Below are 12,449 nucleotides of genomic sequence, written 5' to 3' on the forward strand. Positions count from 1 at the left end.
GCCGGTCCTTTTTATTGTGTTTCAGAAGTTTGCCATAAACTATGACGCAATTAGAAAACCTTGGTCAGAGAAACACCGAAGGTTCTGCCCCGGCCCTTATAATCAAAGATGGCGTCTGCGACGGCTGAGCCTACAAGTCCGCTGTAGAGTGCCTTGGATCTGGATCCCCAGATGGTCGTATAGTCTGTGTCGAACAGGTTCTGGATGCCAAAATTCAGGGTCGTGTTTGCCGTCTCAAACTTGTAGCTGCCCGTCAGATCGAAAAGCGTGTAACCGTCGATCTTGAAGTTTTGAGCGTCCGTCAGGTCAAAAATGTGCTGTCCGGCAAATTTCAGGCTCAGCGCGTCATCTGTCCAGCCAACATAGCCACCAAGTTTGGAAACGCTGGCAGATTGCACGGTCGCATCTTGCCAGCCGCTGGTGCCCTTCACTTCGGTTTTGACCCACTGACCGAATAGGCCGGTATCGAAACCGTAATCCAGCTTCGCACCCACCTTGCCCTCTATGCCATAAACCCGCTTGTCTTCGTCCTTGAGTTCGACGGCTAATGTCGTTGAATTGAGGTTGATGGACTTGTTGGAGAGCGAATAATAAGCGGCAGTTTCCAAATTATAGGTGCCGTCATCCAGTCGATATCCGATCTCGAAGGAATTCGTCTTGATGGCTTGCAGGGCGGATTGGGCGACATTCACACTGCTGAGAAGTGTGCCGCCGGAATAGCGACCCACGCCGTAATATTTGGCCGGGTCAGGCAGTTCGAAACCCTGGCTGAAGTTGGCGTAAACCTGCTGGGTATTGGTAACTTCATAGGTTGCGCCGACATTGAACAGAAAGTCATCGTAATTGACCGTCCCGCCGGGAATGGCGTCCGCCGATGCCAGGGTTCCCTGAAGAATGGCAATCTGCTGCGCAACGCCAACGAAGTTGCCGACTTTCGTGTGAACGAACTGGTAGCGAACTCCACCGGACAAGGTGAGCTTGTCGGTCGCTTCATAGGACGCTTCCGCAAAGCCGGCGATGGTGGACACGTCAATATCGGGGTAGCGACCGGTGATACCGATGGTGTCGAAATCGAGACCGCCCGTTGCTGCCGCGCGCGCGAAATTGAAAATATTCTGTGTTGAAGAGAAAGAATCGTGGTCGGCATCAACCCCATAGGTGATTTTCAGACCATCCAAAGGCTCTGCAACAAGTGCGGCTCTCACCGTATAGTAATCCGTATCCTGTGATGTTCCTGAAAAATATGTGCCCGACGTGAAGGGAGCAAATTGCAGTTCTTCCCTGCGAAATGCGCCTTGCACCAGAAGTTGCTGATCCAGAAAATCGTCATCGGTATAGGTCGCATTTACCATCTTGCGGCGCGTGCGTGGATTGAAGTCCGATTCGTAGCCGGAACGTGCTTCGAAAAGGCTTGGATTTCCGAAGCCGGCGAGGCCCGCGCCATAAAAGAGGCCGTAGTCCGGGTCTTGTTTGCTGTCGAAATACTGGCCGGAGATTTCCAACCGTCGAGTGTCATCGAACTGGAAACCGGCTGAGCCCATAATGTCCAGACGTTTGTTGAACGCGGTGGATGTCTGGGTCACGTCAGGCATCACCATGTCGCCGTGGCTGTCATAAAAAGCGCCATCGCGGTTGCCGGCGATGGAAAGGCGCGCATCCCAGTTTTCCGCGTTGTATGTGACTGCTGCTTTCGCGTTTCGGTCAAAATCCTGGCTGCCGCCAAAGCCGCTTTTGACACCGGTGGTGATTTCGCTATGCAGGCCCGGCTCCGCGTTTTTGCCTTTTTTCGTAATGATGTTGATGATACCGCCTGTCGCATTGCCGCCATAGATGGACGTCGCACCGGAGAGAACCTCGACTCGTGCAATATTAAACGGATCGATCGAATCAAACTGCCGTCCCAGGGCGCGCGCGGAGTTCAACGAAACGCCATCGATCAAAACGAGTGCCGTACGGCCACGGAGGTTTTGACCGAAAGACGTTCTAGCGCCCTCGCTACCGGGATCGAAGCTGGGAACAGTGTCGGCCAGAATCTGCTGCAATGATTTTCCAGCGTTGGCCTGCGCCGAGATTTCATCGCCTTCAACGACATAGATGGTTTTGGCGGTTTCGGAAATCTGTTGCGGGGTTCGCCCGCCCGTCACGACAATGGTTTCCAGAACGGTGGCCGACGGATTGCTGTCTTTTTTCTGTGATTGGTCGGCCTGGACCTGTTCTTGTGCCACCGCGCCCGTGCTCATCATCGCGCTGACGGCGAACGCGCAAACGCTTGCGCCGCCAATAATCTTTCTGCTCATAATGCCCCCTGCTGCATGCAAATTCGACCGTCGTTGATCCCTGGCGATCGAATTATAAAATCAATACTATTTAACTCATGTTTTATGAGCTAAACGTCATGCGCTGCTTGGAGAATTGCGAACCTCACTTGGACAAATGCGAACATCAACTGGAAAGACTGGCTTAGACATGGAAACCATTCGACCGCTCAAATTCGGTACGCTTTCGTTGCCAGACCGCGAGAGCCGAATAGTCTGCCGGACGATCCTGCTCGATATGCTGGGAGAAGCCACGATCAACGTCACCGGCGGCGATCTTTCCGGTGTTACCGGGCTGTTCTGGAAATATGTGTCGCTGTCGCTCGCCACCATCTATTTTCCGAGAGTGTCGATCAATCTCATGGCGCGTGGGGTCAATGGCTCGGATGTCGTCATCATGCGCGCAATCGATGGGCCGTTGGTCATCCAGCATAGAAATAAGCGAATAGAACTCGCCCCGCATGACATCATCTTCGTGCCTGCGGACGCATCGTCGAATATAGAGCTGCCTGAAGGCGGGCGTTTCGATTGCGCCCATATGCCTGCCTATGCCATCGCAGGCATGTCCGATCACCTCAAGCCGTTGATCATGAAGAAATTATCGACCGATTGCCTGCCGCTTGGTCTGTTGACGAACTATGCGGGCTATCTGTTGCGGCAGGAATATCAAAGCGAACAGGATGCGGCGATGATGGTCGCACATTTTTACGATCTGCTGCCGGTCTTGACGCAGCACGTCAACAGCATAGCGGCACAAGAAGCCCCGCAGACCCGAATGGCGTCCATCAAAGCCGTGATTGAAAACAATCTGGCCAATGGCAATTTCTCGATTGCAGACGTCGCTGAACTTCAGGGCGTAACCCCACGCGCCATTCAGAAGTTTTTCAGCCGGGAAGGCACGACCTTCTCCAAATATGTGCTTGAGCGACGTTTGGCGTTGGCAAAAGACAAAATTCTGAAAGACGGCTCGACCCTGTCGATCAGCCAGATGGCCTATGATTGCGGCTTCAACGATCTGTCCTATTTCAACCGCACATTCCGGGCTCGCTATGATGCGCGCCCGTCCGATCTACGCCGCATGTACGCTTGAACTTCAGCGTGCGCGGGCGTTGATGATGCGCAGCATCCAGATGGAAAGCCCGGCACCGAGGATGGAAAGGATGGTCGCCGTTCCGAACAGGGCAGCGTAACCGGCCTTGTCTGCGAAAAATCCAGCGGATGATGCGCCGACCAAATAGATGACCAGTTCTGCGCAGGTCAGAATGGTGAAGTCCGTTCCCGGCTGATCCTTGGAAGAGGAGCGCATGAAGAACGAATAGATGGCGACCAGTTCCATATAGCGGATCATGGTCTGGAAGGCCGAGGCACTCATGGCGACGGCTATGCCCGGCCAGATGCCCAGAGCATTCAGCGTGAAGGCAAGGAAGCAGAGGCTTCGAAGTCCCGCCAGTAGAATGAGTGTGGTGGTCAGTCCAGCTTTTCGGATGATGACCGCAACGATGCCCACGCCCAAAAGACCAGCCGTTGCGGCGGCACCGCCAGAAAGATAACCGATCCAGTCCACCGGAACGGAGATATCCACCAGATAGGTGCCTTCCATGCCGCGCACCAAACCTTCACTGGCGCGGTAGGTCAGGGCAAATCCCATGATGATCCATGCATCCGGACGGCGGAAAAACCTCACAAGGCTGGGGCGATCCCGCTTTTCCGCAGCCAATGGCTCGGACGTGTCCTGCCCCATCCACACCGTTGCGATCATGGGCAAAAGAGCAAGCGCGGCAATCAACAGAATCGTGGGTTGCCAGCCGATGTTGTGAAACAGCACGAGAGCCGCGGTTCCGCCGATCAACACCCCCAGCGCCACGGCACCGGCCTGCACCGCATTGCCGAAAGAGCGGGTGGCATCCGTCAGGTGCCGCACGGCATATCCGTCGGTCGCGATGTCCTGAACCGAAGACAGCAGCGTGATCGTAAAGCAGATGGCAAACAGAATGCCAGCCTGCTGCGGATCAACGAAGGCCAGCGAGGCAATGCCAGCCGCAACAAGAAGCTGTGTCGGCACAATCCAGCCGCGACGATGGCCAAGTTTTGGCCACAGCGCCCAGCGATCCACATAGGGCGCCACGACGAATTTCAGCACGAGCGGCAGCATCAACAGGGAAAACAACCCGATGGCCGTTCGCGATGCGCCGCTTTCGCGCATGATGGGCGGCAGCGCCACGAGCAGCAGGTAATTTGGTATTCCCTGTCCGAGATAAAGCGCTCCGAGGATGGAGAATAGCTTTTTGTCGGAGGCGCGCGTGGGAAGTGCGTCTAAATTTTCCGCCGGTATAGTCGTCATGTTCAAGCCAATAAATGTAGCGCGCTGAACCCGTGTTTACGGTCCGCACAAACAGGATAATTTAAGTCATATTTAATGGCGCATAGTGTTGATGACTTGGAAAAAAACGAACCTGACTAGGACACACGCGAACTGTGGTATCCGCGCCAAATAGAAAACGGGGGCAGCAAGCCGCCCCCGTTATGTTTCAAGTGTGCTGAATTACTTCTGCCAGCTCTTCACCAGTTCGTCGTAGTTGACGGTGATTGGCTTTTCCTTTTCGGTGCCGATCTTCAGCTGTGGTGCAAGGTTGCCCTTGGATGTGGCGTCCTTGTTCCAGTATGCCAGATCATGCTCTTCAGCCAGCTTCGGTCCGATTTCGCCCTGAACGCCAGCACGTTCCAGACGCTGCATGACCTTTTCCTGTTCCGCGCAGAGCGAATCCATCGCTGCCTGTGCGGTTTTCGCACCGGACGATGCATCGCCCACGGCCTGCCACCACAACTGCGCCAGCTTTGGATAATCAGGAACGTTGGTGCCGGTTGGAGACCACTGAACGCGGGCAGGCGAACGATAGAACTCGATCAGACCGCCGAGATCCTTGGCGCGTTTCGTGAAGCTGTCGTGGTTGATCGAGGATTCGCGAATGAGTGTCAGGCCCACATGGCTCTTCTTCACATCCACGGTCTTCGATGTCACGAACTGTGCGTAAAGCCATGCGGCCTTGGCGCGGTCAACCGGCGTGGATTTCATCAAAGTCCAGGAGCCCACGTCCTGATAACCAAGCTTCATGCCGTCTTTCCAGTAAACGCCATGCGGGGAGGGGGCCATACGCCATTTTGGCGTACCATCCTCGTTTACCACGGGCAGACCCTTCTTGACTGCGTCTGCCGTAAACGCGGTGTACCAGAAAATCTGCTGTGCCACTTCGCCTTGCGCCGGAACGGGACCGGATTCGGAGAAGTTCATGCCCTGCGCTGCTGGAGGCGCGTAAGCCTTCAACCAATCAAGATATTTCTGGATGGCGTAGACCGAAGCAGGTCCGTTGGTATCACCGCCGCGTGCGACGCAAGACCCAACCGGCTGGGACTTTTCGTTGACCTTTATACCCCATTCGTCCACCGGCAGGCCGTTCGGCAAGCCCTTGTCGCCGTTGCCGGCCATGGAAAGCCAGGCATCGGTAAAGCGCCATCCGAGCGACGGGTCTTTTTTGCCATAGTCCATATGGCCGTAGACTTTTTTGCCGTTGATTTCTCGTCCTGTGAAAAATTCGGCAATGTCTTCATAGGCCGACCAGTTGACCGGAACACCGAGATCATAGCCGTATTTGGCTTTGAAATCTGCCTTGTTCTTGGCGTCGTTGAACCAGTCATACCGGAACCAGTACAGGTTCGCGAACTGCTGGTCTGGCAACTGATAGAGCTTTCCATCCGGTGCCGTCGTGAACTTCGTGCCGATGAAATCCTTCAGGTCGAGACCGGGATTGGTAACGTCCTTGCCTTCGTTCGCCATCCAGTCCGTCAGGTTACGTGCCTGCTGATAACGCCAATGGGTGCCGATCAAGTCACTGTCGTTGATGTAGGCATCATAGATGTTTTCACCGGACTGCATTTGCGTTTGCAGCTTTTCCACCACGTCGCCTTCGCCAATCAGGTCGTGGGTGATCTTGATGCCGGTGATTTCGGTAAAGGCTTTGGCCAGTACCTTGGATTCGTATTCATGTGTCGTCAGGGTTTCCGAAACGACCTTGATGTCCATGCCCGCAAATGGCTTTGCAGCATCAACGAACCATTGCAGTTCCTTTTCCTGATCGGCGCGGCTCAAGCTGGAGAGATCGCCGATTTCCTTATCCAGAAAAGTCTTGGCCTCATTCATGCCGGCGTTTGCCACGCCTGATATAGCCAGCAGCATCGCTGCCGTTGTTGTCAAAAGATGCACTCGCATAATCATCCTCCCAGTGGTTACGATTGCTTCAGATAGATAGAACCGGGCTGTCCTCCTGCCCGATATTTCAGTCGGTTAGCCTACACGAAGCGGAACACGCCAATCGCATAAACAACCGAAAGAGCCAGTGCCCACCAGAGGCCGGGGCCGACGAGGCCCAGCCATGCAAGGTGGATAAATGCCGAGCCGAGCAGCGACACGAAAAGCCGATCGCCGCGCGTTGTCTCAAACCGCAGAATACCGACACGCGGATTGCCGCCGGGCGAGACATATTCCCACACCGCCATGCCGATCAGCAGCAGCAGAATGGTGGTGAAAAACAGCGCCGTTGGCAGCGTCCATGCCATCCAGGAAAAATTCATCGATCTTCTCCTTTGTTAGACGCGACCGAGCGCGAAGCCCTTGGCGATGTAGTTTCGAACGAAATAGATCACGAGCGCCCCCGGAATGATGGTCAGCACACCGGCTGCGGCCAGCACGCCCCAGTCCATGCCGGATGCGGAAACGGTGCGGGTCATGGTCGCGGCAATCGGTTTTGCCGCAGTCGTTGTCAGCGTTCTTGCCAGCAGCAGTTCCACCCACGAGAACATGAAGCAGAAGAAGGCCGCGACACCGATTCCACTTGCGATCAGAGGCATGAAAATCTTCACGAAAAAGCGCGGGAAGGAATAACCGTCAATATAGGCGGTTTCATCGATTTCCTTCGGCACGCCAGACATGAAGCCTTCCAGAATCCATACCGCCAGCGGCACGTTGAACAGGCAGTGCGCAATCGCAACTGCAATATGCGTGTCGATCAACCCGAAGGCCGAATAGAGCTGGAAGAAGGGCAGGGCGAAAACCGCGGGTGGCGCCATGCGGTTGGTCAGCAGCCAGAAGAACAGATGCTTGTCGCCCAGAAAGCGATAGCGCGAGAAAGCATAGGCGGCGGGCAGCGCGGCAGCGACCGAAATCACCGTGTTCATCACCACATAGATGATGGAGTTGATGTAGCCGTTATACCAGGCCGGATCGGTGAAGATCACCGTGTAGTTTCGCAGGGTCGGGTTTTGCGGCCACAGCGAAAACGCGCCCAGAATTTCGCCGTTGTCCTTGAAGCTCATATTGATGAGCCAATAGATCGGCAGCAGCAGAAAGACGATGTAGATCGTCGGAATGAGAAAGGAGAAGCGGGTGATGGATTTGGAATTGCTCATGGTGTTCTCCTTTCTCAAGCCTGTTCGTCGCTGTTGGTCATGACGGTGTAGAATATCCACGATAGCGCGAGGATGATCAGGAAGTAGATGATCGACATCGCCGCCGCGGGTCCAAGGTCGAACTGACCGACCGCCATCTTCACAAGGTCGATTGACAGGAACGTGGTGGAGTTGCCGGGTCCGCCCCCGGTGACGACAAAGGGTTCGGTGTAGATCATGAAGCTGTCCATGAAGCGCAGCAGCACGGCAATCAGCAGAACCCGCTTCATCTTTGGCAGTTGAATGAACCGGAACACCGACCAACGCGATGCGCCATCAATGCGCGCCGCCTGATAATAGGCATCGGGGATGGACACCAGACCGGCATAGCACAGCAGCACCACGAGGCTCGTCCAGTGCCACACATCCATGATGATGACGGTTGCCCATGCGTCCACCGGGTCTTGTGTATAGTTGTAATCGATGCCGAGCTTGGAAAGGTAATGGCCGAGAAAGCCGATATCGACGCGCCCGAAAACCTGCCAGATGGTGCCAACCACATTCCACGGAATGAGAAGCGGTAGTGCCATCAGCACGAGGCACACCGGCACGCCAAGGCCGGTTTTCGGCATGTTGAGTGCAATCAGAATGCCCAGAGGAATCTGGATTGCCAGAATGACGAAGGAGAAAATCAGGTTGCGCACCAGCGCATCCCAGAACCGTGGCGAATGCAGCATCTGCACGAACCAGTCGGTTCCCGCCCAGAAGAACTGGTTGTTTCCAAACGTATCCTGAACGGAATAGTTCACCACCGTCATCAGCGGAATGACCGCCGAAAACGCCACCAGGATCAGAACCGGGATGACCAGAAACCACGCCTTGTTGTTGACCGTTTTTTCCATGGCTCAGGCTCCCGTGCCAACGCGCCAGCTATCGGCATAAATGCCAATCGCTTTGGGATCGAAAGTAACGTGAGGCTCCGATGGAATATTTCCATCTTCGGGCACCACCACCGTCAGCGGGTGTCCGGCAAAGCTGGCACGGACGATTTTCTGTCGCCCGATATCCTCGACCTTGCTGATCGAAACCGGCATTCCTTCGCGCCCGAGAGATATAAATTCTGGCCGAATACCCAGCTCGGTTTTCGCGCCCGCCTTCACAGCCGGCGCCGTTGCCAGCGCAATATTCTGTTCGCCGATCCGCGCCTGTGCGCCATCAAGCGCCACGGGCATAAAATTCATGCCCGGAGAGCCGATGAAATATCCGACAAAGGTGTGACTTGGCCGCTCGAACAGTTCGGCAGGCGTGCCAATCTGCACGATCTGGCCGTCATACATAACGACCACCTTGTCCGCGAAGGTCATGGCCTCGGTCTGGTCGTGTGTTACATAAACCATGGTGAAACCGAACTGTTTGTGCAGCCGCTTCAATTGCGAGCGCAGCACCCACTTCATATGCGGGTCGATCACCGTCAGCGGCTCATCGAACAGAATGGCGTTCACGTCGTTGCGCACCAGTCCGCGACCCAGCGAAATCTTCTGCTTCTGGTCAGCCGTCAGGCGGTGCGCCCGGCGTTTGGCCCAGGACGACAGATCGATCATCTCCAGAATTTCATTGACGCGGCGGTCCACATCCGTTTCCGAAACGCCGCGATTGCGCAGCGGAAAGGCGAGATTGTCGTAAACCGTCATCGTGTCGTAGATGACTGGAAACTGGAACACCTGCGCAATGTTACGCTGCTCCGTCGGCAGGTTTGTCACGTCCTTGCCGTCGAACAGAATACGACCGTCCGACGGGTTGATGAGACCGGAAATGATGTTCAGCAGGGTGGTTTTGCCGCAACCGGATGGGCCAAGCAGAGCATAGGCACCGCCGTCGCTCCACTCGTAATTCACCTCTTTCAAGGCGTAGTCGTTCGCCGCTTTGGCTTTAGCGTTGTAGGCGTGGCGGATGTGGTCGAGACTGATGCGTGCCATGGTCTCTTCTCCTCACGCGGCTGCTTGTTGCGGGGTTGCAAGCGAGCGGCCACTCGCATCGAACGCCATCAGATGGCGGGTATCCAGGTAGATATCGATCTGGCGGTCCGGCTCGATATCCAGAATGCCGCGCGTCAGCATCACCCAGCGGTTGCCTGCAAAGTCGACATGGATGAAGCTTTCCGAACCGGCAATTTCCGAAATCAGCGTTTTCGCGCCAAGCTTCACCGTGCCGGCATGGGCCGGTGTCGGGAAAAGATGATGCGGATGAAACGCCACCGTTACCGGGCCGTCCGCAATGCCTGCCAGATGCGCAGGCACTGGAAATACGGGCTGACCATTGTGCAGAAACGAAGCGCCTGAGCGCGTCAGCCCAATGATGTTCAGCGGTGGATCGGCAAATGTTTTTGCCGAAACCAGATCAATCGGATTGCGGTAAAGCTCGATGGTGCTGCCATACTGAGCAATGTGGCCCTGATGCATGGTGGCCGTGTTGCCGCCCAGAAGCAGGGCTTCCGAAGGCTCGGTTGTTGCGTAAACGAAGATCGCGCCCGACGATGCGAAAATCTTCGGTAGTTCCTCGCGCAATTCTTCACGCAGCTTGTAATCGAGGTTGGCAAGCGGCTCATCAAGCAGCACAAGGCTTGCATTCTTGACGATGGCTCGGGCCAGTGCCGTGCGCTGCTGCTGCCCGCCGGAAAGGTTCAGCGGCGTGCGGTCAAGATAGGGCGTCAGCCGCAGAAGGTCGGCGGCGCGGCGAACTTCGCGGTCAATGGTCGCCTTGTCCTTCTTCGCAATCCGCATCGGAGAGGCGATGTTTTCGTACACTGTTAGCGCCGGGTAATTGATGAACTGCTGGTACACCATCGCCACACTGCGATCCTGCACGCGTTTGCCGGTCACATCCGTGCCATCGAACAGCAATTGTCCTTCGGTCGGTTTGTCCAAACCGGCCATCAGCCGCATCAGCGATGTTTTTCCAGACAGCGTCGGCCCCAGCAGCACATTCAATGTGCCCCGCTTGAGGGTAAGACTGGTTGGGTAAATGTGGTAATCACCACCCACCATCTTCGCTATGTTGCGTAATTCGAGCATGCTGTCCCGAGGCCTCCCAACCTGCAAGATGTCTGCGTCCAATTGTCAGAGCGATAAGCCCTTGCGGGCGTCCGCTATGCGGCAATTGCCGCCATATAATTCTCCAGTGCAGCCGTTTCCTCTTTCGAGAAATGCAAGCCCTGTTTCGTTCTGCGCCACAACACGTCTTCGCTTGTTCTGGCCCATTCCTGACGCATCAGCCATTCAACTTCGCGCTCGTAAAGATCGCCGCCAAAATGTTGGCCCAGCGCATCCGCACTCGTCGCGTCTCCCAGAATGGCGTTTGCCTTCGTACCATAGAGGCGAACCAACCGGCGTGCCTGGCGTTCGGATAGAAAAATATATTTTCCCTGAAGTTTCTTAACTTCAGTCTCGTAACCCGTGGCTGCAAAGTCACCGCCCGGAAGCGAGCTTTTGCCCGTCCATGGCGTACCCTTGTCGCCAATTGCTTCAGCCACTTTTTCCAGCGCATGTTCTGCCAAACGACGATAGGTGGTCAGTTTTCCGCCGAAAACGTTGAGCAATGGTGCTTCGCCGCCTGTGTTTTCAAGCTTTAGAACATAATCCCGCGTCGCTTCCTGTGCGCTGGATGCGCCATCGTCAAACAGCGGACGCACCGCAGAGTAAGTCCAGACGATATCATCTTTGGTGACGGGTTCAGCAAAATATTCGCTTGCCGCGTTACAAAGATAGTCGGTTTCTTCGCCGCTGATTTTAACGTCCGCCGGATCGCCCTGATAATCCCGGTCGGTGGTGCCTATCAGCGTGAAATCCGTCTCGTAAGGGATAGCAAAAATGATGCGGTTGTCGGGGTTCTGGAAGAAATAGGCACGCGGATCGTTGAACTTCTTTTTCACGATGATGTGGCTGCCCTGAACCAGCCGCACATTGTGAACCTGATTTTTTCCTGCCGCATTGGACAGCACCTTGTCCACCCAAGGACCGGAGGCGTTGACCAACATGCGCGCCTGCACGGTTTTGACCGTGCCGGTGATCGTGTCTTTCACGTCCACATGCCACAAACCGCCATCGCGACGAACAGAAACCACTTTGGCGCGGCTCATAATGTCTGCACCGCGATCCGCAGCGTCGCGAGCGTTCAGCACCACCAGCCGCGCATCATCCACCCATCCGTCCGAATACTCGAAAGCCTTGGTAAACAGCGGTTTCAGCGGCTTGCCCGCCGGATCACGGCGCATGTCAAGAGATTTCGTGGCGGGCAGCAACTTGCGGCCGCCCAGATGGTCGTACAGGAAAAGCCCCAGACGAATGAGCCACGCAGGGCGAATGCCGCCCTTGTGGAACGGTAAAACGAAACGCATCGGCCAGATGATATGCGGGGCCATGGCCCACAGAACTTCGCGTTCCATCAAAGCTTCGCGCACCAAACGAAACTCGTAATGTTCCAGATACCGCAGTCCGCCGTGAATGAGTTTGGTCGCGCCCGAAGACGTGCCGGATGCGAAATCGTTCATCTCGGCCAGTGTCACGGAATACCCACGTCCGGCAGCATCGCGTGCAATGCCGCACCCATTGATTCCGCCACCGATCACGAAAATATCGCGGACCGCATTCTCAGTCACTGAAACTCTCCCTGATGCGGCGTCTTGGCCGCTTATTATTG

General features: G+C 55.6%; 10 protein-coding genes. 1 reads left to right on the forward strand and 9 read right to left on the reverse strand.

Features of this window, described 5'->3' with window-relative positions; all coding sequences use genetic code 11:
• Positions 1 to 50: 50 nt before the first annotated feature.
• A complete protein-coding gene (locus RMR16_RS22600; RefSeq protein WP_320197855.1) occupies positions 51 to 2,297 on the reverse strand; it encodes a TonB-dependent receptor in 2,247 nt (748 codons plus the stop codon).
• Between the two features lie 169 nt (positions 2,298 to 2,466).
• On the opposite strand from RMR16_RS22600, the gene RMR16_RS22605 reads away from it, so the two are divergent.
• Positions 2,467 to 3,405 (forward strand): AraC family transcriptional regulator, encoded by a 939-nt coding sequence (locus RMR16_RS22605; RefSeq protein ID WP_320197856.1) that lies wholly within the window; start codon positions 2,467 to 2,469, stop codon positions 3,403 to 3,405.
• Positions 3,406 to 3,408: 3 nt separating this feature from the next.
• On the opposite strand, the gene RMR16_RS22610 is transcribed toward RMR16_RS22605, so the two are convergent.
• The 8 genes from RMR16_RS22610 to glpD form a co-directional block, all read right to left on the reverse strand.
• Complete coding sequence (locus RMR16_RS22610) at positions 3,409 to 4,656, reverse strand: RhtX/FptX family siderophore transporter (RefSeq protein ID WP_320197857.1); 1,248 nt, start codon at positions 4,654 to 4,656, stop codon at positions 3,409 to 3,411.
• A gap of 201 nt (positions 4,657 to 4,857) precedes the next feature.
• Positions 4,858 to 6,579: an ABC transporter substrate-binding protein gene (locus RMR16_RS22615; RefSeq protein WP_320197858.1), complete on the reverse strand. Its 1,722-nt coding sequence runs from the start codon at positions 6,577 to 6,579 to the stop codon at positions 4,858 to 4,860.
• A gap of 80 nt (positions 6,580 to 6,659) precedes the next feature.
• Entirely contained in the window at positions 6,660 to 6,941 is a 282-nt protein-coding gene (locus RMR16_RS22620; RefSeq protein ID WP_320197859.1) for a DUF2160 domain-containing protein, read from the reverse strand.
• Between the two features lie 15 nt (positions 6,942 to 6,956).
• Entirely contained in the window at positions 6,957 to 7,775 is an 819-nt protein-coding gene (locus RMR16_RS22625) for a carbohydrate ABC transporter permease (RefSeq protein WP_320197860.1), read from the reverse strand.
• Positions 7,776 to 7,789: 14 nt separating this feature from the next.
• Complete coding sequence (locus tag RMR16_RS22630; protein WP_320197861.1) at positions 7,790 to 8,656, reverse strand: carbohydrate ABC transporter permease; 867 nt, start codon at positions 8,654 to 8,656, stop codon at positions 7,790 to 7,792.
• A gap of 3 nt (positions 8,657 to 8,659) precedes the next feature.
• Entirely contained in the window at positions 8,660 to 9,730 is a 1,071-nt protein-coding gene (locus RMR16_RS22635) for an ABC transporter ATP-binding protein (RefSeq protein WP_320197862.1), read from the reverse strand.
• A gap of 12 nt (positions 9,731 to 9,742) precedes the next feature.
• On the reverse strand, positions 9,743 to 10,825 hold the full coding sequence (locus tag RMR16_RS22640) for an ABC transporter ATP-binding protein (RefSeq protein WP_320197863.1): 1,083 nt from the start codon (positions 10,823 to 10,825) through the stop codon (positions 9,743 to 9,745).
• 74 nt (positions 10,826 to 10,899) lie between these two features.
• Positions 10,900 to 12,408, reverse strand: a complete 1,509-nt coding sequence (gene glpD, locus RMR16_RS22645; protein WP_320197864.1) for a glycerol-3-phosphate dehydrogenase — start codon at positions 12,406 to 12,408, stop codon at positions 10,900 to 10,902.
• Positions 12,409 to 12,449 lie beyond the last annotated feature (41 nt).

Source organism: Agrobacterium sp. rho-13.3, assembly GCF_033957765.2.
In the GTDB taxonomy this organism is placed as follows: Bacteria; Pseudomonadota; Alphaproteobacteria; order Rhizobiales; family Rhizobiaceae; genus Agrobacterium.